General features: G+C 46.7%; 16 protein-coding genes and 1 riboswitch. Of the genes, 13 read left to right on the forward strand and 3 right to left on the reverse strand.

Features of this window, described 5'->3' with window-relative positions; genetic code table 11:
• Window positions 1-127 precede the first annotated feature (127 nt).
• The gene (locus tag DESYODRAFT_RS08555) at window positions 128-1,117 is read left to right on the forward strand and encodes an Rpn family recombination-promoting nuclease/putative transposase (RefSeq protein WP_007781860.1); all 990 of its coding nucleotides are present in this window, start codon (window positions 128-130) and stop codon (window positions 1,115-1,117) included.
• A gap of 571 nt (window positions 1,118-1,688) precedes the next feature.
• Here DESYODRAFT_RS08555 and DESYODRAFT_RS08560 read toward each other — a convergent pair.
• Both DESYODRAFT_RS08560 and DESYODRAFT_RS08565 read right to left on the reverse strand, forming a co-directional pair.
• Window positions 1,689-3,281 carry a putative ABC exporter domain-containing protein gene (locus tag DESYODRAFT_RS08560; RefSeq protein ID WP_007781863.1) on the reverse strand — a complete coding sequence of 531 codons (1,593 nt, stop codon included), beginning with the start codon at window positions 3,279-3,281 and terminating at the stop codon, window positions 1,689-1,691.
• Window positions 3,278-3,988: an ABC transporter ATP-binding protein gene (locus DESYODRAFT_RS08565; protein WP_007781866.1), complete on the reverse strand. Its 711-nt coding sequence runs from the start codon at window positions 3,986-3,988 to the stop codon at window positions 3,278-3,280. The genes DESYODRAFT_RS08560 and DESYODRAFT_RS08565 overlap by 4 nt, the downstream gene beginning before the upstream one ends.
• A gap of 259 nt (window positions 3,989-4,247) precedes the next feature.
• On the opposite strand from DESYODRAFT_RS08565, the gene DESYODRAFT_RS08570 reads away from it, so the two are divergent.
• The 7 genes from DESYODRAFT_RS08570 (at window position 4,248) to DESYODRAFT_RS08600 (ending at window position 11,193) form a co-directional block, all read left to right on the forward strand.
• Entirely contained in the window at window positions 4,248-4,565 is a 318-nt protein-coding gene (locus DESYODRAFT_RS08570; RefSeq protein ID WP_007781868.1) for a hypothetical protein, read from the forward strand.
• Between the two features lie 146 nt (window positions 4,566-4,711).
• Window positions 4,712-5,197 carry a hypothetical protein gene (locus DESYODRAFT_RS08575; protein ID WP_007781871.1) on the forward strand — a complete coding sequence of 162 codons (486 nt, stop codon included), beginning with the start codon at window positions 4,712-4,714 and terminating at the stop codon, window positions 5,195-5,197.
• Between the two features lie 145 nt (window positions 5,198-5,342).
• A riboswitch (cobalamin riboswitch) is annotated at window positions 5,343-5,477 on the forward strand.
• Window positions 5,478-5,677: 200 nt separating this feature from the next.
• The gene (locus DESYODRAFT_RS08580; RefSeq protein WP_007781874.1) at window positions 5,678-6,538 is read left to right on the forward strand and encodes a nucleotide-binding protein; all 861 of its coding nucleotides are present in this window, start codon (window positions 5,678-5,680) and stop codon (window positions 6,536-6,538) included.
• On the forward strand, window positions 6,535-8,274 hold the full coding sequence (locus DESYODRAFT_RS08585) for a nitrogenase component 1 (protein ID WP_007781877.1): 1,740 nt from the start codon (window positions 6,535-6,537) through the stop codon (window positions 8,272-8,274). The genes DESYODRAFT_RS08580 and DESYODRAFT_RS08585 overlap by 4 nt, the downstream gene beginning before the upstream one ends.
• Window positions 8,271-9,377 carry an ABC transporter substrate-binding protein gene (locus DESYODRAFT_RS08590; protein ID WP_007781879.1) on the forward strand — a complete coding sequence of 369 codons (1,107 nt, stop codon included), beginning with the start codon at window positions 8,271-8,273 and terminating at the stop codon, window positions 9,375-9,377. Before DESYODRAFT_RS08585 ends, DESYODRAFT_RS08590 begins: the two co-directional genes overlap by 4 nt.
• Window positions 9,378-9,388: 11 nt before the next feature.
• Window positions 9,389-10,423 carry a FecCD family ABC transporter permease gene (locus DESYODRAFT_RS08595; RefSeq protein ID WP_007781883.1) on the forward strand — a complete coding sequence of 345 codons (1,035 nt, stop codon included), beginning with the start codon at window positions 9,389-9,391 and terminating at the stop codon, window positions 10,421-10,423.
• On the forward strand, window positions 10,420-11,193 hold the full coding sequence (locus DESYODRAFT_RS08600; RefSeq protein ID WP_007781884.1) for an ABC transporter ATP-binding protein: 774 nt from the start codon (window positions 10,420-10,422) through the stop codon (window positions 11,191-11,193). The genes DESYODRAFT_RS08595 and DESYODRAFT_RS08600 overlap by 4 nt, the downstream gene beginning before the upstream one ends.
• Before the next feature lie 9 nt (window positions 11,194-11,202).
• Here DESYODRAFT_RS08600 and DESYODRAFT_RS08605 read toward each other — a convergent pair whose 3' ends face one another.
• Window positions 11,203-12,156 (reverse strand): LysR family transcriptional regulator, encoded by a 954-nt coding sequence (locus DESYODRAFT_RS08605; RefSeq protein ID WP_007781886.1) that lies wholly within the window; start codon window positions 12,154-12,156, stop codon window positions 11,203-11,205.
• A gap of 190 nt (window positions 12,157-12,346) precedes the next feature.
• Between DESYODRAFT_RS08605 and DESYODRAFT_RS08610 the strand changes: the two genes are divergently transcribed.
• The 5 genes from DESYODRAFT_RS08610 (at window position 12,347) to DESYODRAFT_RS08630 (ending at window position 21,096) form a co-directional block, all read left to right on the forward strand.
• Window positions 12,347-13,324, forward strand: coding sequence for a helix-turn-helix domain-containing protein (locus tag DESYODRAFT_RS08610; RefSeq protein ID WP_207636363.1), 978 nt, complete (start codon window positions 12,347-12,349; stop codon window positions 13,322-13,324).
• A 110-nt stretch (window positions 13,325-13,434) separates the two neighbouring features.
• Entirely contained in the window at window positions 13,435-13,749 is a 315-nt protein-coding gene (locus DESYODRAFT_RS08615; protein WP_007781891.1) for a hypothetical protein, read from the forward strand.
• A gap of 186 nt (window positions 13,750-13,935) precedes the next feature.
• On the forward strand, window positions 13,936-15,540 hold the full coding sequence (locus DESYODRAFT_RS08620; RefSeq protein WP_007781894.1) for a B12-binding domain-containing radical SAM protein: 1,605 nt from the start codon (window positions 13,936-13,938) through the stop codon (window positions 15,538-15,540).
• Window positions 15,541-15,564: 24 nt separating this feature from the next.
• Window positions 15,565-19,857, forward strand: a complete 4,293-nt coding sequence (locus DESYODRAFT_RS08625; RefSeq protein WP_007781896.1) for an acyl-CoA dehydratase activase — start codon at window positions 15,565-15,567, stop codon at window positions 19,855-19,857.
• 3 nt (window positions 19,858-19,860) lie between these two features.
• Window positions 19,861-21,096 carry a GAF domain-containing protein gene (locus DESYODRAFT_RS08630; RefSeq protein ID WP_007781899.1) on the forward strand — a complete coding sequence of 412 codons (1,236 nt, stop codon included), beginning with the start codon at window positions 19,861-19,863 and terminating at the stop codon, window positions 21,094-21,096.
• Window positions 21,097-21,232: the final 136 nt, after the last annotated feature.

Here is a 21,232-nt window from a genome sequence, read left to right on the forward strand (position 1 = left end):
AGGAAACGATGAAGTTCGCAGATAAATACTCGGATATTGGAAAACCCAAAACCTTGTTCTCCGCTGTCACGGGATATGGTATAATTAGAGAATAAACAAATCCTTTTATGGGGCAAAGAGGTGACGAATGAGTCTTATCCATCAACCTCATGATAAATTTTTTAAGGAAACCCTCAGCGACATCAAAACAGCCAAGGATTTCCTCCGCCACTATCTGCCTCCGGAAATTCTCGACCTTGTCGATTTAGGTACCATCACCCCGCAAAAAGACAGCTACATTGAAAACGATCTGGAAGAAACTTTTTCAGACCTGCTCATCCAAGCCAAAATCAACCATAAAGAGGGCTATCTTTATTTCCTCTTTGAGCATAAAAGCTACCCTTCCCCTAAGATCGCCCTTCAACTTCTGAAGTACATCCTCAACATCTGGGAGCAAAAAACGGCCCCCCGGCCCACCGCCAAATTGCCGGTCATTATTCCTCTGGTGGTCTACCACGGTAAAGCCCGCTGGAACAGCCCCTTAAACCTCTCGGGCCTGATCGATGATTACGAACAACTGCCTCGGGCAGTGACAACCCACCTTCCTGACTTTTCTTACCTGTTCTATAACCTCTCTCACTACAGCAACGCTGAACTTAAAGGCGGCATCAAACTTCAGATCTTTCTAAAACTTCTGCGGGACATCTTTGAACAAGATAACACACTGTTTCTCAAAACCTTACGGGAGTCGATTCATGCTTTCGACCAACTGGAAAAGCAAAACCAGGGTCTGGAGTATTTTGAGACCTTTATCCGCTATATTATGAACGCCCGAAATAACCTGGAATTTCAGACCATCTACGAACTGGTTAAAGAGGCTTCTTTGGAAAGGAGTGCTGTTATTATGACAATTGCAGAGAAACTGATCACTGAAGGTATGGAAAAAGGTATAGAGAAAGGCATGGAACAGGGCTTGGAAAAAGGCATGGAAAAAGGCATGGAAAAGGGTATAGAGAAAGGCATGGAGAAAGGAAAGCTGGAAGTAGCGGAAAATTTGCTAAAACTGGGCTTAGGAATGGATACGATTTTAAAAGCAACCGGACTGACCGAGGAAGAAGTCCGAAACTTGCTCAATTAACGTTGACAATTCATGAACGAATCTTCCCCATCTTTCTTTCTCTGTATGACTGATTCTTGGACAAACCAGCAAATGGAATATCCACTCCAACTTATGGGACGATTGGCTTAAACTAATCGCCCCATATTTTTTTATAGCAGACCCCAATTCCTTAAAAGAGATTCGACAAATACCTGGAACTGCCAGTCTCCTTTGAGAGAAAAAGTTGACCTCGAAGGTGATCTTCGAAGGCTTGAGTAATCTATCCCAAGGAGAAAGATTATTTGAAATCTTATTATCTTATCGCATGGACTTATTATTGACAAAGTAGACTCAAGAGAACCCGTTCGAAGGGAAGTTGATGCAAGCATGCTCCCTGAACGATGGAAAGATGTGGGGCAAGAGGGCGGACATTTAACATGCTATTTCCTATTTAAAGGTTAAAACCATTTAAATTTTCAGGCATGGTTACATGGAAGAAAAATCTTGGCTCTCAAACTAGAGTGTTTAATGGTGTTGATTTGCCTTTAAATGGTTTGAAATTTTATATTTCGGAAAGGAGCCGGCAAATGAATGATGGTTTACTTCCGTCTTATTTTCCGGTTCTTAACACAGGCATATCGCAGTTATGCAAAATTCCCTTGGACAGAGCAAAGCAAAGAAGACCGGCAAGGAGTTCCCAGCCGGCGAGAACCCCCATTCCAATCAACACCCCAATCCCTTCGATCATACTGCCAAGGACAATGGCGGCCGCCAAACCCGGTGCCATGATGATCATGACGGCGAACATATAAAGCATGATCATCAGCCCGGCGCTGATGTCTGCACCCGTCCAGCGCATGGATAGATAATTGATGCCCAGCAGAAGGAAAGAAAACAAAGTATAAACCGCAATGGACAGAGCGATCAAGAAAATAGTTTCACCCATAATAAAACCGCTGACAGAGAACAAAACCACACTTTCCACCAGAACCTTAAAAGCAATCTCCAAATTATTCCAGACGATTTTCCGAAAAGAACTATCGGGAATCAGGTAGATATAATGGGTATAAAGCTCCTTTAGGCCTCTCCCTGTCCCGATCATGAAAATTTGTACCCACATCAGAGTCTGCAGGATAATCAATAGGCCTCCCCCCGCATCGGAGGGCAGAAATGAAGAAAAAATTGCCACACTCACAATCATAATAACGGATGGTAATCCCCAAAGGCCAAACCGGTTGGCGCGGAAGGATTCACGCAGATGTTTATAAAAAATAGTGTTCGAACCAAGTCCGCTGATGCCCGTCCCGGCCACTTTTATTTTCTTAGTCGAAGCAGCTTCCGTGTTAATCCGCCCCTCAGATAGGCTGCGTTTCTTCTCAAAGGTGGTTTCGGTGGCCACCAGTACATCCTCATAATAATCGGGATTGCTCAAGGCGATATAGAGAATCAGGAGCGCACCGATCAGCACCATTATGCCCAGAAACAGCAGGCCTTTTGCAAGGTCGCCGGCAATCAGCGCAATAACACCCTCCGAAGCCCAGCCTGCTACCGGTGTCCAGGAAAATACCGGTGAGCGCATGGTATTTTCCAGCGCCGTCATCGGGTTATCGGCGACCGCAAGCTGGCTGCCCAGCATTGCTATAAGCGGAAGAAAGACTGCTGCGGCGATAATTCTCACCGCCATTTTTCGCTTGGGCTTGCTGTTGGTCAGGGTGTAAATCAACAGAGATATAACCTGAAGCAGGCTGTTGGCCATCATAAACCCAAGCAGGACAATGAGCACTGCGTCAAATCCGACCCCAAAGCCCATCTTAAGGGAATTGCTTTGGAAGAGAATAAAAAATCCGGCGAGAAAGGACATTTTGGCCATTTTGACAATTCCGTACATCAAAATCAGGCGGGGGTTGACCGGAGAAACGAACAGCAAATTGACATCATTCATGTCAAAGATCACATCACCGTTGGAAAGTCCTTTTTGAACCGCGATCCCGACAAAAAGCAGAATGAGAAAAAAAAGAATACCCTTTAGCCAGATTATATCCTGGAAACTGTCCGCTTCCCGGGTGGTGAACAGCGAAAGAACTATGAGCCCCACAATCATGGCAATGAATACAATCCACATAATCAGCTTTGCCGGCTTGCGCAATAACTCAAAAAAACTGTTTTTGGCGCTTTTCACCAACAGGAACACCAGGCTGCTCATTGTGCACCCCCTTGAAGCTGTCCTTCCGTGATTGCAAAATAGACATCCTCCAGGCTTTGACCTGCTATATCCCCACGGCGGACCACCCGCTCTATTTTGCCCTTGACCATAATATAGGTCACGTCCCAATTGTCTTCCATGCTTTCAATCATATGGGTGCTCACAATCAGGGCGCAGCCGCTGTCCCGAAGCCGGGCAATCAGGTTTTTCAGCTCACGAATGCCATGAGGATCAAGCCCGACCAGCGGTTCATCAAAAATAACGGCCTTGGGTTCCGGCAAAAGCGCACAGCAGACACTGACCTTTTGCTGCATTCCCTTGGAAAGCTCTTTGCCCAACTTCAGCTTCTTATCATCCAGTTCAAAACGGCGGAGCAGTTCCTGCGCTCTTTCCTCCCAGCTTTCCAGCCGGTACGCCTTGGCAATAAACTCCAAGTGTTCGCCCACCGTCAGCATCGGGTAGAGTACGGGGAATTCCGGCACATACCCCAAGAGCCGCTTCGCTTCCACCGTATGATTTTCATGCCCTTCGATAGTGATGGAACCCTTATACCGCAGCAGCCCGCATACGGATTTTATTAATGTGGATTTCCCCGCGCCGTTGGGACCCAGAAGAACGGCAAGCTCCCCGGCCGACACCGAAAGATTGATGTTATCGTTAGCCTTTAACTTGCCATAGTTTTTGGTCATATTATGTACGTCGATCAAGGCAATCTTCCTTCCTTATTCAGGTACCCACAGCATAGCAGAAAAAGATCTTCCCTGCCTTTCATGATTCCAACAAAACAATATGATTATACACATCCCAACTCATTATAATACAATTCATGGTATCTTTCGCTCATTAAGAAGATACTACTCGCCGGAACCTGCTAATGAGTTGTCATTTTTTGTCGTTCCGCATGGGTTCCAGGTACCTTCGCGAAACGACAAGTTTCATCGATTATCTAATGAGGTGAAAGAAACTATGCTAATAATTAGGGCAGAGATAATATTTTTTCGTCCAAATGGAAGTTTTTCGATAAACGATGGAATACGTACAAATATTACTCTAAGACCAGCATTTAATTTCGGTGAGGGGTTATTGTTTTCTGGAATGGTAGAAAGTGATTGTGTATATGAGAAGTATATATATGAAAATATGTATGTTGTATCCGTAAAATTTCCTACAATAGAAAATGAAGCTTATGAAGCTATTCAATCTGTTATTAAGATAGGAATGAATTTAGATATTCAAAATGCTTCAAGAATAATTGGCAAAGCAAAACTGTTAGATTATATATAAAGAAAATTATAGAAAAACAATTTTGCTGTGACCGCTTATGATTGTTGGTGGTGAAATGATTAAAGCCGAAGGCTAGTACGGTATCGTTTGTATCTTTAAAGATGATCAAAAGAAGAGTAAAGGTGAGACACATTGGAGGTAACGTTATGGAAATTAAGATTGGAATTGGGTTAGATTGTTTAGTATTTGGAATGTCACAAAAAGAAGTTGAGGATATTTTAGGAAAACCTGACAAAACTAGTGAGACAGAAAAAGACAAGGGAATTGTTTACTACTTTTATGATAAATTAATAAAAACTAAATTTGATAAAGAGGAAGACTTAAAACTATATTCTATAGAAGTGCATAATCCTGATGTGAAAATGTTTAAGAAAAAACTAATAAATAAAACTAAAGGAGAAATCGAAAGCCTACTCTTAAATAATGGATATAAAAAAATTGAATACGAAGATTATGATACCTTCGACATTATATTCTGTGAAGAAATATGGACAACATTCGAATTCGAGTTAAATAGATTAAAAAATATTGAATTCAGTCCTTTATTTAAAGACTCAAAAAACATTATTTGGCCTAATCGCATCTACCACAACCATTCCATCCCCAAAGAGGGCTTAAATGAGGAAGGATGACATTTTAGGGGATGCTGACTTCCTGCTATCGAAATGATCGATGGCTGCCAATCTAAAATACAGAAGGTTGTCAGATTGTGTTGTATAGTAGGCTATGCTACAATTAGGAAAAATAATTGTATATAGAATTTAGAATCTGCTTTATGGAAATCGGTGTAATTCCGATGCGGTGCCGCCACTGTGATGAGGAGCTTGCAGCAGAGATTGTTTTTTAACAATTGTGACACTGGATTACGATCCGGGAAGTCGTCTGCAAGGCTATGAATCTAAGCCAGGATACTTAAACAGGTTTTGATTTATAGTGTTGCCTGACGTGTCATTGGGTGAGCTTTTATTTGTTGTATAACAATTGGGAGAACCTGTTTGACCTTTCGAGGACAAGCGGGTTCTTTTTATACTGTCAGGAAGCATAAGTCAGCCAGCGGCTTCGCCTTTTGTGCGGCATGAAATATAAGGACCCGGCAAGCCGGGTTCTAAGAAATGGGGGTCAATACTATTTCACATATTTGTCGAAGAATCGCCCTCTATGGTAAAGGCGGAATAGGTAAATCAACTATTGCCTCAAATTTAGCAGCCGCTTTGGCAAGCAGCGGCTTGAAAGTGCTATTGATTGGCTGTGACCCTAAGGCGGATTCCACCCGTAATCTGACTCGTGAAACCATTCCTTCTGTTCTGGAAACATTGGAGGGTTCGGAAAAGATAGGAATACAAGATCTTCTCCATACCGGTGATTTTGGGGTTTCTTGTGTGGAATCAGGAGGGCCGGAAGCTGGAATCGGCTGCGCCGGCCTTGGCATTTCCACTACACTGGAAGAGCTGACCCGTCTGGGTGTGTATGACCAGGACTGGGATATCATCCTGTATGATGTGCTGGGAGATGTTGTGTGCGGGGGCTTTTCCGTACCCATGCGCAAAAAGCATGTGGATACGGTTTATATCGTGACTTCAGCCGATTTTATGTCCCTTTATGCGGCCAATAATATTCTCAAAAGCGTAAAGCGCTATTCGAATAGGGAGAAGCCTCTGCTGGGAGGTATACTGCACAACCGCCTAGGCAGTGCCAAGGAAAGGGCAGTGGTCCAGGAGTTTTGCCGAAAAACCAATTCCCCTTACATAGCGGCTATGGGACAATCTCCGGAAATTCGTCTGGCGGAGCTTCAGCGCCAAACGGTGCTGAAGGCCTTCCCCGGCGGCACTGCTGCCCAGGTGTTTTTAGAGCTGGGGCGGCAAATGGCGGAGTCTGGGCAAGCATCTGTGCCGACGCCACTCTGTCCCCAGGACATGGATGCAGTGGGAGCCGGCATTCTCAAGCTGCTGCAGGATGAGGAGGTGAAGGAATGAAAACAACCCTTGCCCTCTGTGCCTGTACTCAGGAGACGGATGAGGGGACGGCCTCCGCCACTTTATTCAAACGTTCCGATGTGGCGGTGGTCGCCATTGGACCGGCAGCCTGTCTGCGCCATTTGTATTTCCTGGCCATGCGCTTACAGGCTTTGGAGCAATTGCATCTGTGCTGCCTTACAACCCGGGAATATGCCCTGGGGAATTTCCGGACGAAAGTCCGGGAGCGCCTGGACCGGGTACTGGGGGAACAGACTGTCAGAGGGATTTTGGTGTATGGGACTTGTGCTGATATTCTCATGCTGGTGGATTTTGAGGAGCTTCTGGCAGGGCTGGAGAATCCGGCGGGTATCCCGGTAAAGATCTTTTGCCGCGGCCCTTTAGAAAAACGAAAAATGCCCGCTGTCAAACGGCTTCAGATCTTATATCAGGAGCTTGAAGATGAGATGCCCGGCCCGGCAGGTGAGCTGAGTCATCTTCATGGGGAAAAAGCCTTTTTCCTGCCTCCCCTCGCAGGGGATTTTGCCGGGGTTGTCAGTATGCTCCAGGATTGGAATTGCGAACTGATTCTCTATACACCCGGCGGATGCAGAACCGGCTTACAGATGGATGAACCCAGCGAGCGACCGCCTTGTTTTTCTTACACAAGCTATAATGATATTCACGCCGTACTGGGCTCCGAGGGGAAGCTGGTGGAGCTGATGCGGGAATCGCCCCCCGAGCAGGGGCGAATAGGGCGCGCCTTGGTAAGCACGCCCGTGCCCTACATTACGGGCTGTGACTTTGAGTGGCTTAAGCAAGAGCTTTCCAGTCCTGAGTATCCTTTTTTGTGCTTCCCCTGCAACGGGTTTGAGACTTATGCTGTGGGGATGGAAAGGGCTCTGTTGATCCTGGGTAAGACCTTCCTCGATTCCCGCAAGCGGGAGAGCAGGCAGATTCTGCTGGCAGGCTGCTCGGCCATGGAGCCTGTATCCCGGAGCCATCTGCAAGGGGCCGTTGACAAGATTGAGGAATTGGGTTTTTCGGTTTTCTTTTTAGGGGACGGCGGCATAGAATCCGTGCGGCAGGCGGCAGCAGCTTCCTTATGCTGGTGTGTTTCATCCACTGGGGAAGCCCTGGCAGGATGGCTGAAAGAAACCTTTGGAACGTCATGGTTTACCCATTTGCCCATTGGTCGCAGGGGGATGAACCGGTTATTGGAATTAATATCTGAAGAGGGGAAAGCTCCCGCCAGGATCATGGGGGGAGAACAGGCGGCAGCCGCCCCAGGAGCTTCTGAGGCTTCCGAGGCTTCCGAGGTTTCCGAAGCTTACGAGGTTTCCGAAGCTTACGGGGATGTTCCCCGCATTTTAATCATCAGCGAACCTCTCACCGGTTTAGGAATTCAGCAATGCTTATTTGAAGACTTTGCCTATGCCGGCAGCAGGGTAGCTGTTTATGGTTTGGGGGGCCGGGCCAGGGGTTTTGAAGAGGATCAGTTTGGTCAACCCATTGTGCATTTCCAAAACCCGGAGGAGATCAAAGGGCTGGTGTGCAGTGCGGATATTTTGATTGCCGACCCCCTTTATGAAAGACTGGCTCAGAGCTGGGGAGCACGGCCCTTGTTCATTTCTGTACCCTACCCCGCCCTGAGCGGCAACCTTTATGCTAGGTCCTCGATAGATTTAATCGGGGAAGAAGGTTATCAGTATTTTGCATCTAAATTGGGAAAAGAGAGGAAGGAGAAAAAACGATGAAACGATTCTTTACCGGTTTACTAGCTTCCATATTGGTGTTGTCCCTATTGCTTACAGGCTGTGGTGCCGCCGGAGGCCGGCAGGCTGATCAGGCATCCGGGCCGGAACAGCCCGCTGTCCGTACTGTTACGGATGCCGCAGGCAATGTGGTAGAGGTTCCGCCGGACATTTCCCGAATCGCAGTGACGCCTCTGCCCTGGTCTTCCGTGGTGAGTGCCGTCGATGGGGGTTCCCAACGGCTTGTCTCCATCAACCCCAGTGCGCTGAAAGCCTATTCAGGCAGCTTCTTTGCCAAGCTGGATAAGAATTACGCCACACTGGATGACAAGAGCATCGGCAGCGATTTCTCGATTAATATTGAAGAATTGCTCAACCGGCAGGTACAGGCTGTTATCATCTGGGAATATCAAACGGCGGAAGCCGAAAAGCTTAAAGAAGTGGGGATTGTCCCTGTGATGGTAAAGAACGGGAATGTCCAGGAGCTGCAGGACAGTTTTAAAGCAGTTGGGCAGCTTTTGGGTAAAGAAGAACGGGCCAAGTGGATCATTGATGAATACTCCAAGGCTTACGGGAAAATGAAGTCCTATGGCGAGGAAGTAAAGAAAGCCGGCAAGCCCCGGGTTCTCTATCTGAAACGCTCGGATCTCACCTTGCAGGGAAACGACAATTTTATAAAGGAATCCATGGAACTTGCCGGTGCGGATAATATTGCTGCGAATGCCAAAAGCATCACCATGGAGGAAATCCTCAAGCTTGACCCGGAGATTATCCTGCTCAGCGACTTCGATAAATTTCTGCCCCAGGATTTATATGAGAACCGCATTGCAGGCCAGGATTGGAGCAGCGTTTCAGCAGTGGTGAATAAGCGGGTTTACAAAACCCCTGTGGGAATCTATCGCTGGGATGCACCCGGTGTGGAAACACCGTTGATGATGCTTTGGCTGGGGAAGATGCTGCAGCCTGAGATTTTCTCCCAAGTAGATTTAAAGGCGCAAATGAAGAGCTTTTATCAGGATATGTTTGACTATTCACTGACAGATGAGGACTTCGGGCAAATCTTTAAGGATAAGGCAAACGCCGCCAGTGAGCGGCGCATTTCCTAGAGCGGCCGCCAATGCGTACAAACCTCAAAGACCGCCGGGCGGGTGCCTTTCCGGGGCTGCTCATCCTGCTGTCCGTCCTTCTTGTCATCTTGCTGCTCATTGTCGTGGGTGTGGGCAGGTATCCTCTGCATCCCTTCACAGTGCTCCAGGTTTTGCTCTCCAAGTGGGTGCCCATTGAACCAACCTGGCCTCAGCAGGCGGAAGGGGTGGTCTTTACCCTCAGGCTGCCCCGTGCTCTGGCCGCGGTTTTGGTAGGCAGCGCCCTCTCTCTGTCCGGAGCGTGTTATCAGGGAGTGTTTAAAAATCCTTTGGTTGCCCCCGATGTACTGGGGGTTTCTTCCGGTGCCTGTATCGGAGCGTCTATGGGGATTCTGCTGGGGTGGAATGCCTCCGGTATTCAGCTGCTGGCCTTTATAGGAGGGATGGTGGCGGTTGGGTTGACCACCAGTATCCCGAAGATTACACGCAATCAATCCATGATGATGTTGGTCCTATCCGGTATTATTGTCGGCGGTCTGATGAGTTCCATTATGGGATTCATCAAGTATATTGCAGACCCGGAGACACAATTGGCCTCCATTACCTATTGGCAGATGGGCAGTCTTGCCAAAGTGGTAAGCCCGGATCTGGTGACGGTTGCCATACCGATTCTGCTGGCTACGGGGATTCTGCTGCTGTTGCGCTGGCGTATTAATGTTTTGTCTTTGGGAGACCGGGAAGCTCAATCCTTGGGAGTGCCGGTGCTGCGTTCCCGCCGGATTGTGATTTTATGCGCCACGGTTCTGACAGCCAGCGCCGTATGCATCAGCGGCACTATCGGCTGGGTAGGGCTTGTTATCCCGCATTTTGGGCGCATGCTGGCGGGACCGGATAACCGGAAGCTTTTGCCGCTGTCATGCCTGTTGGGAGGAATTTTTTTGTTGGTCATTGATACATGTGCCCGCCTGATGACCAGCGCAGAGCTGCCTTTGACGATTTTAACCGGAATTGTGGGAGCACCCTTTTACGTTTATTTATTAATTAAGCAAAGGATGAAGCTGTCGTGAGATTAGAAGTGCGCGACCTTTGTTTCGCCTACGGCAAAGGCGATAAGCTGCTGAAGAATGTTTGCTTCACCTTAAAAAAAGGCGAGATCTTTTCCATACTCGGCCCCAACGGAGCAGGAAAGTCTACGCTGCTTAACTGCATTATGAATTTGCTTACGCCTGAAAGCGGTTTGATCCGGGTACACGGCCAGCCTCTCGCCTCAATGGATGTGCGTGAGATCGCCAAAACCATCGGCTATGTGCCTCAGACTCATTCTTTGGTCTATGATTATTCCGTGCGGGACTTTGTCGTCATGGGGCGCACGCCGTATTTGACTGCTTTTCAGCAGCCCGGTGCCCAGGACTATGCCCTGGTGGACAGCGTATTGGAGCAATTGGGTATAGCCGGGTTAAGTGAGCGGCCTTACACAGCACTCAGCGGCGGGGAACGCCAGCAGGTTACCATTGCCCGTACCCTTGTACAGCGTCCGCAGATCATCATTCTTGATGAGCCCACATCCTATCTGGACTACGGAAATCAAATCCGGGTATTGCAGCTGATTAAGAGCTTAGCGGAGGACGGTTATTCTATTATTATGACCACTCATATGCCTGACCATGCCCTCCGCTTAGGCGGAAAAACAGGCATCCTTGACCGTGGGGGGCAGTTCAGCGTTGGCAAAACGGAAGAGATCCTGACCCAGGAGCGGTTAAGTAACCTATATGCCAGCGACATTCGTATTCTTTATGTAGAGGAACTTGGGCGCTCTATATGTGCAGCGGCCCAATAGGCCGGATCTTCAGCAGCCCTGCCTACCTGGCATGGCATCAAAGCAGCGGCGCACATGGTCCTCCAATAACCGCACATACAGCTCCGCGGTCGTGGTCAGCGGCCGTGATGTTTTCTTAATCCATAATATATCCAACTGTTCACTTTGGCCGGCTAAGGGGATGGCGCAGATTTCCTGTTGGCCGGCATGCATTTTGTCCCCATTGCTGTTGACAAGGTCCGGTCCGATGCTGAAAGCGTCCGTGGCCCGAACCAGGGCTATTTTTGTGCAGCGGTCGCTGACATGGACGATCTTATCCAGTTGGCTGTAGAAAACAATTTCTTCAGTAAAATGGGAACCGCTGTTTTTGCCTTGATCGAAGGTGATAAAAGGATATTGTTTTAACTCTTCAATGAATAAGGCGTTTTTCCGGGCGAGGGGATGGCTTTGGCGCACAAACACGTAGGGAGAAAGGGTATGAATTTTATGTTGGGAAATGTCTCCGGAATGCAAAAGCTTCCGGAAGATTTCGAGATACTGATGCTGTACGGCCAGTACGCCTATTTCACTCCGGCCGGCTTCAACATCGTGAATTACCTCGTAGGTGGGGCATTCCCGGATGGCAATATCGAAGGGCTCCGGATCAATGGTTTCCATCAGCTTGACAAAAGCGCGTACAGCAAAGGGCAGGCGCTGTGTCGATACGGAAAAAAGCATATCCGATGATTTTTTCTGCTGGTACCGATTTTCAAGATAATTGGCTTGTTCCACAATTTGGCGGGCGAATTGCAAGAAATCCTCGCCTTCCGGGGAGAGGACGACCCCCCGATTGTTGCGCCGAAATAAAACAATCCCCAGTTCTTCTTCCAGCTGCTTGATGGCAGTTGACAAGGTTGACTGGGATATAAAGAGTGATTTTGCCGCTTCGGATATGGATGCACAGGCAGCCACTTCGATAACGTATCTTAAAACCTGTAAAGTCACGCTCTGCCACCTCTTAGCCGCGATAATTAGTGCTATTATACCAAAGATCCTGTCTTGACACTATCTCGGTTTACTCTATACCGAGGATTGGGTGAAACTGTAAAGAACAAATAATTTTAAGTTATATGCTTATTGCATCATGAACAATTATGATTATCGTGTTATGATAAATCTCAGCAGAACAAACACCTTGAGCAGAGAAAATAAATTAAGTGGAGTTGGCTTTGATATGCGTCCTGAAATAATTAACTTCTCAAATGGGATACCCATCAGGGCATTTATTTGGAATAGCGGTCAATACCCCTATCACTGGCATAATGCAGTGGAAATCATCTATGTCATGGAAGGTTCGGTAAACATCAAAATAGGTGCGGAAACCCATCTGCTGAAGGAAAACAATGTCGCGGTTATCAATGTGGATGAGATACATGGTATAGCTAAAGACCCCGGTGACAATAAAGTTTTGTTTATACAAATTGACCCGGCTTTCTGTGAAAAGGTCCTGCCGGATTTTAAGTATACGTTCTTCTACTGCTCTTCTATTTACCACGAAGCCGTGGTTCCCGAAAAGTATCACATACTTAAAGGGTATTTGGCCCGTTTAGTAGGGGAAATAAATAAGGGGTCTCAAGCCGTCTGTAAGAAGGATATAGAAAGCTCTCTGCAAAAAATGCTCATTTATCTGGCCTACAATTTTGATTTTATACGTTGGGGCATGGGGACGGAGGCTTTGGATGAAAAGCTGGTGAAAAGAATCAAGCAAATGTATGAATATGCTGCCGGCCACTATTCAGATAAGATGGGCTTGAAGGATCTAACTGAGCTGGTCAGTATCGGTGTGCACCATATGTCCCATTTTGTCACGGAAAAATTCGGGAAAACCTTTCAGGATTTACTGAATTACAGCAGAGGAGAACAGGCGGCCAGGCTGCTCCTGGGTACGGATAAACGTATCCTGGATATTTCCCTTGAATGTGGATTTTCCGATCCGAAATATCTCATAAAGTACTTCAAATCAAACTATCAATGTACCCCTCTGCAGTTTCGCAGAATGTACCGGGCAGAGGACAAAACTCTGGCTTCCCAGATAGAATATCAGGATTATCCGCTTTCTGAGGCAAGCAACTATTTGGAACCCTATATTAACGCAGCAAACAGTTTGGATTAATTGTGCCCTCATGTTTTAGTTCTGCTTAAATTAGGTTGACTTTAGAAAACACATTTGTGGTATTTTATGGTATAATAAATGGCAAGAACATATTGTAAGGCGGTGTACTTATGAATGAGAATCAGGTGGGTGTAATACTTGAGGAAGTTCGGGATATGTTCAAAACCTTGGCAGAGGGACAGAAAATCTTGGCTGAAGGACAGAAAACTTTGGCAGAGGGACAGAAAATTATCGAAAATAGGTTGGACAAGGTGGAGGAAGGACAGCAAGCACTGGAAAGCAGGCAGAAATTATTAGAATCTGATATGAGGAACGTCAAATCTGATCTGCAAATAATTAAGTCGTTTGTTATTGCTGCCGATAATAGTTTTAACGACTATGAAAACAGGCTTAAGGCTTTAGAGAAAAGACCCGCAAATCTATAAAGATAGCAGGTTGTTTATGATGAGAGGATATATCGGACAAGCAGGAACCCTTTTTGGGGTTCTTTTTCTTTTGCTACCGCAAAATTGTCAATGAGATTACTTTAAAAAGAAACTATAATGAAAAATTATTTAGACCTTTATAATAGTTCTTTGAAGTAACCTTAGGCAAAATTGGAGGGGTATGGGTTGAGTGCTGCAATTTCGGAACAAAAGAAAAAGAAAAAAATATTGCTAAGCAGCGTCTGTGCACCGTTTGGAGTCAAATATGGGGATGGTTTTGGGGTTTCCTATGAGGGATCATGGCAGGTTCTGTGGGCCCAAGGTGTATTTCGTCCCAGAGCCACAACCACCCAGTGGGGAATAGACTTTATTGCAGAGAACCTGGATGCGCCTGTTGTCACCCTTCATTACCCTACTCTGAAAAAGTTCATCGCTGAACTGAAAAATAACTACGATTATGTAGGGATAGCTTTTGTACCGTCCACTTTACATAAATTAATCCCCATGGTGAAAGCAATCCGCAGCCACGCACCGGATACGAAAATCATTCTGGGGGGCTATGGTACAGTTCTCGATGACAGCATCATCGGCCCATACTACGATCATATCTGCAGGAATGAGGAGGGAGTCGCTTTTATGCGTCGTCTCCTGGGAGAGGAAAACCGCAGATCGTTCAGGCAGCCGGATATTACTCAGCGTCAGACCTTGTTTTCTATTCCTGTAACCGGCAGGCTGGCCTATATTTTTGCAGGCTTAGGTTGTCCTAACGGCTGTGATTTTTGTACAACCTCTCATTATTTCAAACAAAAACATCTGGCCTTGATTCCCACAGGGAAACAAATTGTAGAGACCATCTCAGAAATCAGGATCAGACACCCTGATATTACTTCGTTTTTTATTCAAGACGAAGATTTTCTCTTAAATGAAAAGAGAGGCAGAGGATTTTTGGCAGCTATAAGGGATTCCAGGTTGCCTCCCTTATCCATCTCCACCTATGGCAGTGTAAAAGCCCTCTCCCAGTATACCCCGGCAGAGCTTGTAGAGATGGGGATTGACTGGCTGTGGATAGGGTATGAGGGTAAAAGCGCTAATTATGAGAAAATGCGGGGCAAGTCCTACCAAGAGCTGTTTTCCGAACTAAGAGCACATGGAATTGGTGTGCTGGCATCCATGATTTTGGGATTTGATTATCAAAACCAAGAGATTATCCGGCAGGAGTTTGCTGAATTAATGGATTTAAAGCCTTGTGCCTGCCAATTTCTTATTTATGCGCCTACTTGGGGAACACCCTTACGGGAAAGGTTAAACAATGAAGGAAGAATGCTGCCCATGCCCGTTGAAGAATTCTCTAAGGCGGATGCCTTTATGCTGGCCTTTAAGCATCCTCATCTTGGGCAGGATGAGATGAGCGGCATCCAAAAAGAATTATATCGGGAAGAATTCAGGCGGATGGGGCCTACCGCTTTCCGGGTGATCGAAAACTGGCTGATTGGGTACAAAAATCTCAAAGATCATCCTCTGCCCCGGGTCAGAGCTAAAGCGGAGCAATACGGCAAGGACGCTCACCGGGCCATGATTTTGCTGGCAGGCAGCAAAGGATTCGTTAATGAAAAGACCGCCCAATGGCTTCAGCAACTAATTGCAGAGATAGCTGAAGCAACAGGCCCCCAAAGCTGGTGGGAAAAAATGGCGTCTTATCTTATCCCCGGCATGATCCGCTTCACCCAATTTAAAACCAGGTTAAATATTCAGGAGCAGCCGGAATTTACAAGACGCCGGTTTCGTTGCTGACGGAAGCAGGGATGGTGAGAAATTATGAAGACCTTAGGATTATGTATCGGCTCCTCTAATATCAGCCTGGTCATCTTAGAGCAGATTCCGGACCGGGTCAGGATAGAAAGGATAGAAATTAAGGCCCATGAAGGAGATCCCGGCGGTACCATCAGGAAGATGCTGGACAACAAGCTGCTCCCGCAAATAAAAGGTCTGGCTATTACCGGCAGAAAATTAAAAGCTAAGCTTCAGGCCTCCTCCCTTGCCGAGCCGGAGGCTGTGGAATACGCTTATGAATATTTGCGGGAGCAATATCCCAAGGTTGATGTCATTGTCAGCGCCGGCGGGGAAACCTTTATGGCCTATAAATTAGATTCTAAAGGCCGCATCGTCAATGTATTCACCGGAAATAAATGCGCCTCCGGAACCGGTGAATTTTTTTTGCAGCAGATCAAAAGGATGGATCTCAAGTTAGAAGAAGCGGTGAATGGTACTCAATCAGCCAACCCTTATCAACTGGCCGGAAGATGTTCCGTCTTTTGTAAAAGTGACTGTACCCATGCTTTAAATAAAGGCAGGCAGAAGGAAGAGGTAGTGGCAGGGCTCAGCCGGATGCTGGCTGTAAAAATCATGGAAATCTTAAACAAGACAGAGTACCAAAAAGTTATGCTGATCGGAGGAGTTTCAGCAAACCCGGCAGTGGTTGGTTTCTTGCAAAAGGAGATTCCGGAACTGTGTATACCCCCGGAGGCTAAATATTTTGAAGCTCTGGGTGCTGCCCTTTGGGCCCAAAAGGTTAAAACGAAATCAATAACCGCGGTGGAAGAATTACTGGCCCAGGCTGGTACTTCCTTTGCCTGTTTGCCTGATTTAAAGGATGCTTTGCCCCTGGTTACTTATAAAGAAACCCTGCGGCAGGAAGTTAAAGCGGGGGATCTCGGCATTTTAGGCTTAGACGTGGGTTCCACAACCACCAAAGCAGTGCTGATCCGAAGCGCTGATCAGGCGATTTTAGCCGGTTGTTATCTCCGCACCAATGGTGACCCGGTGGAGGCTGCCAGAAAATGTTACCGGGAAATCAATGGTTTGCTTAAAACGACGAACATAAAGATTGTGGGTCTGGGGGTAACCGGATCAGGCAGACAGATCGCGGCGCTGCATGGCGGCTCTAAAGCAGTGATCAATGAAATAATAGCTCATGCCGCGGCAGCGGTTTATTTCGATCCGAAGGTGGATACGATTTTTGAGATCGGCGGACAAGACGCCAAATATACCTTTATAACTAATGGTGTGGCTTCCGACTATGCCATGAATGAGGCTTGCTCAGCGGGAACCGGTTCCTTTTTGGAAGAGGCGGCCCAGGAATCCTTGGCGATCCCCACTCAGCTGATCGGTGAGATTGCCCTGAAAAGCGCCAACCCTCTTGATTTCAATGATCAGTGTGCCGCCTTTATCGGCAGTGATATTAAGAGTGCCATTCAGGAAGGACGTTCGGTTGAAGATGTAGCGGCAGGTTTAGTGTATTCTATCTGTCAAAATTACATTAATCGAGTCAAAGGCAACCGGACAGTGGGGCAGCGGGTCTTTATGCAAGGGGGTGTCTGCTACAATAAGGCCGTGCCCTTAGCCATGGCAGGCTTAATTGGCAAGGGAATTATTGTCCCGCCGGAACCTGGCTTAATGGGTGCTTTTGGGGTTGCTTTAGAAGTGCAAAACAGATTGGACAGGGGCTTGCTGGAAGCCATGGATATCAACCTGGAAGAGTTGGCAGCGCGGGAATTACACTATGCAGACCCCTTCACTTGCCGGGGGGGCCAGGAACAATGTGATCGAAAGTGTAGGATCAGCCGCTTATCCATTGGAGGGAGGACCTACCCTTTTGGCGGCAGCTGCAACAGATACGTTAATCTGATCCGGGATCAGGAGCAAATTTCCCCCCAGGCCTTGGATTTGGTAAGACAGCGGGAAAAAATGTTAACGGAAACCTATACTGGGCGAAAAGAGGGGCTGCTGCCTGCCCATAGTAAGACAGTGGGGATTAATTATTCCTTAATGACCCACACTCTTTTCCCGCTGTATGATCAGTTTTTTCACTCCCTGGGATTTCAGGTGATCCTGGGGACAGAAATCGACAGTCAAGGGATCAAGAGAAGGGGCGCTGAATTTTGTTATCCTGTGGAGATCGCTCACGGTGCCTTACAGGGACTGATCAAAACCGACGCTGATTTTTATTTTCTGCCCTTTATTAAGGCTCTGCCGGCGGTGAATCTCCTGGCCGCCAGTGTGACCTGTCCCATGGTCCAGGCGGAACCCTATTACTTGAAGGCCACTTTCCCTGAGATAGAAGCTAAGATTCTCAGCCCTATTCTTGACTTTTCCAAGGGCTATGCTTCCGGATTAACAACCTTTCTTAATCTGGCCAAAACCCTGGGGGTAAGAAAAGAAGCGGTTAAAAAGGCCTTTTCCAGGGGAGTTGAAGCTCAGGAAGGGTTTACTCAACAGTGTCAGGAAATGGGCGGAGAATTTTTACAAGCGTTAGACAGGCAGCCGGAGAAGATAGCTATCGTGCTGTTTGGCAGATCCTATAATGCCTTTACCGCGTCGGCTAATATGGGGATTCCCCAGAAATTTGTCTCCAGAGGGTATAGCGTTATTCCTCATGAATTTCTGCCCTTTTCCCGGGAGAAGCCGGAAGACTATATGTATTGGGCCAACGGTCAAAAGATTTTGCAAGGGGCTAAGTATGTACAAAGGCATCCACGTTTATTTCCCGTTTTTATCACCAATTTCAGTTGCGGGGCGGATTCTTTTTTAATCAATTATTTTCGGAAGATCATGGGCAATAAACCCTCACTCACTCTGGAACTGGACAGTCATACCGCAGATGCGGGGTTAGATACCCGGATTGAAGCTTTTTTAGATGTGGTGAATAGCTATCTGAAAGGCAACGCCAGGACAGAACCCCCAAAAAGCGGCTTTCGGGCGGCGGAAGTGGTCAGTGATGCTCAAGGGAGCTGGGTCATGGATTCTCAAGGGAGAAGATTTGAGTTAACGGATCCTAAGGTACACGTTCTTTTTCCTTCCATAGGTGACTTTGCGATACAATTGTTTGCCGCTGCCTTCCGGCGGATGGGTATCAAGGCCAGTCATGTACCTGCTCCTGCAGAGAGGGAATTGAAAATCGGCAAGGGGCTGTCTTCCTGCAAGGAGTGTCTGCCTTTGACCCTGACCGTGGGCAGCTTAGTAAACTATTTAGAGAATAGAGGAGAAAAAGAGGAAATACTGGTCTATTTTATGCCCACAACCTCGGGTCCTTGCCGCTTCGGTCAGTATTCGGTTTTTATAAAAAATTTAATTGAAAAAATGCAGCTTCAGGATGTAGCCTTATTGTCACTGACCAGTGAGAACAGCTATGCGGGTTTCGGAACCCAGCTCTCCCTTAGGTTATGGCAGTCCATAGTGATCAGCGATGTGATGGAAGATATCTACAGTGCTGTCTTAACGGTTGCCAAAGATCAAGCAAAGGCTTTGGCAGCTTATGCTTTGGCGTGCCAAAGTATCCTGCAAAGTGTGGAAAAAGATGACTGGCAGGGGGTAAAACGTGTCCTGAGGGAAGCGGCCGCCAGGCTGGGAAGGATTGAAAGAGTCCAGGAATTAGAACAGGTGCCTAAGGTTTCTTTGGTGGGAGAAATATATGTGCGCAGGGATGGCTTTTCCAGGCAATACCTGGTGGAAAGGCTGGCCCGGGAAGGGATTATGGTAAGAACCGCACCTGTGAGCGAATGGCTGCATTACTGTGACTATAATATCATCCATAAAATTGTTAAAACCACTCTGAAAGAAAGAATGGCGACGGTTTTGATTCATCAGATGAAACGGTTCTATGAAAGAGAAATAAAACAAATTCTCGGCCAATCAGGTCTTTACCAAATACACCTGATAGAGATCGAGGAAATGCTCCAAACGGTTTCTCAGCTCATCTCACCTGAGTTTGAGACAGAAGCATTATTGACGACGGCGGCTGCTTTTTATGAGGCCGTGGAAGATGCAGCCGGAGTGATTTCTATTGGCCCGTTTGCCTGTATGTTGAGCAGAATAGCGGAGTCCGTGATTACTGCCAAAATGTCCGCCACAAAAATAAAGGTGGCCAGGAATAAAGAACTGGTGGCGGAAGTAATGAAGCATCATCCCTCAATTCCCCATCTGGCGGTGGAAACCGACGGCAATCCCTTTCCTCAGCTGATCGAGGCCCGATTTGAAGTGTTCGGCATGCAGGTAAAGCGGGTACATCAACGGACAATGGCAGTGAAGGAGCTAAAGGGGAAGGGAGGATAAGCTGTGGAAAAACAAGAGAACAACCTGAATTATCAAGAGTTTACCTTTGCCTTGAGTAGAATCGCCATTGCTTTAACCTCGGAAACCGATCTCAATAACTTGTTTCAATTGATTGTCAGCGAAATGCTGGAGATTGCCAATTGTGATGCCTGTTCCCTGTTTCTCAGAGAATATGAACCTGACCGCTTAGTCTTTCAGGCGACACGCACACTATCTCTGGAAAAAAAGCAGTCTCAGCATCTAAGCACCTTTAAAGCAAAACCTGTGAGTCTGGAAAAACAATCCATAGCAGGGTTTACCGCCTTGACCGGAAGAACGGTAAATATTGCCGATTGTTACGCCCTATCGGAAAAAGAAGAGTTTAAGTTTAATAGTTCTTATGATAAGGCCACCCATTATCAAACAATTTCCATGCTGGTTGTACCCATGAAGCTTCAGGATGGTACTATCGTGGGCGTGATTCAGCTCATCAACAAGTTTGACGGGAATAATAAGATTGTCCCCTTTCCTAAGCAGTTGGAAGAGGTTATTTCTGCCGTTGCCAGTCAGGCGGCTGTGGCAATTCACAATTCCAGGTTAAAATGCATCCAATCCGAATCCAGTTTTACCTTTGTAGCCCTTGTTTTATCCCTATGTGTTTACACCTTCTTTTTAGGGGTTATTGATCCCGAGGCTAATGATAATTCCTATACCATTGTGACCTTACTGATTTGTTTGTATTTTATTGTTATTTCGATTGCCCTGATACGCCGCAGTGAGCTGCCCATCAGCAAATTTGGCTTAAGCTTTAAAAACTTAAAACCATCCTTAATAGAATCCGGGGTCGTAACCGTCATTATCTTAATTCTTATTACTTTGTTAAAAATAGAGGCTATCAAGAGCTGGGCGGTTTTTCAGGGCTATCCGGTGATTGATTTTGGTTTAATAGACTGGGCCTTTTACCTATACCTGCTCATTGCTCCCTTCCAGGAGTTTATTGCCCGGGGGGTTATTCAGGGAACTGTGGAAAGAATTATGCCCGGTAAATACAACTCCCTGTGGGCCATTGTGGTTGCTTCCATGCTATTCAGTGTTTCTCATGTTTTCTACTCCTTTGAATTAGCGATGCTTACCTCGGTCAGCGGATTTTTATGGGGCTATCTCTATATGCGGCATAGAACGATCATCGGCATTAGTATTTCACATTTTCTGATCGGGAATTATCTGGTGTTGACCCATTTCTGGAGCATAATAATTTAACCTTTGCAAAATTGCCGGTGAAAGCCGTTGTCATGATTATTTTGACAACGGCTTTGCTCATTGTTATATAAATAGGTTGCCATAAAGCTTAAACTGCGCTATACTCTTATTAATCATTGGTACACAAACAATTGAT

Source organism: Desulfosporosinus youngiae DSM 17734 (assembly GCF_000244895.1).
Lineage (GTDB): Bacteria > Bacillota > Desulfitobacteriia > Desulfitobacteriales > Desulfitobacteriaceae > Desulfosporosinus > Desulfosporosinus youngiae.

Excerpts from the sequence above, each read along its gene's own strand:
- DESYODRAFT_RS08555 (WP_007781860.1), top strand. The coding sequence starts at position 128 with ATGAGTCTTATCCATCAACCTCATGATAAATTTTTTAAGGAAACCCTC.
- DESYODRAFT_RS08560 (WP_007781863.1), bottom strand. The coding sequence starts at position 3,281 with ATGAGCAGCCTGGTGTTCCTGTTGGTGAAAAGCGCCAAAAACAGTTTT.
- DESYODRAFT_RS08570 (WP_007781868.1), top strand. The coding sequence starts at position 4,248 with ATGCTAATAATTAGGGCAGAGATAATATTTTTTCGTCCAAATGGAAGT.
- DESYODRAFT_RS08575 (WP_007781871.1), top strand. The coding sequence starts at position 4,712 with ATGGAAATTAAGATTGGAATTGGGTTAGATTGTTTAGTATTTGGAATG.
- DESYODRAFT_RS08580 (WP_007781874.1), top strand. The coding sequence starts at position 5,678 with ATGGGGGTCAATACTATTTCACATATTTGTCGAAGAATCGCCCTCTAT.
- DESYODRAFT_RS08585 (WP_007781877.1), top strand. The coding sequence starts at position 6,535 with ATGAAAACAACCCTTGCCCTCTGTGCCTGTACTCAGGAGACGGATGAG.
- DESYODRAFT_RS08590 (WP_007781879.1), top strand. The coding sequence starts at position 8,271 with ATGAAACGATTCTTTACCGGTTTACTAGCTTCCATATTGGTGTTGTCC.
- DESYODRAFT_RS08595 (WP_007781883.1), top strand. The coding sequence starts at position 9,389 with ATGCGTACAAACCTCAAAGACCGCCGGGCGGGTGCCTTTCCGGGGCTG.
- DESYODRAFT_RS08615 (WP_007781891.1), top strand. The coding sequence starts at position 13,435 with ATGAATGAGAATCAGGTGGGTGTAATACTTGAGGAAGTTCGGGATATG.
- DESYODRAFT_RS08625 (WP_007781896.1), top strand. The coding sequence starts at position 15,565 with ATGAAGACCTTAGGATTATGTATCGGCTCCTCTAATATCAGCCTGGTC.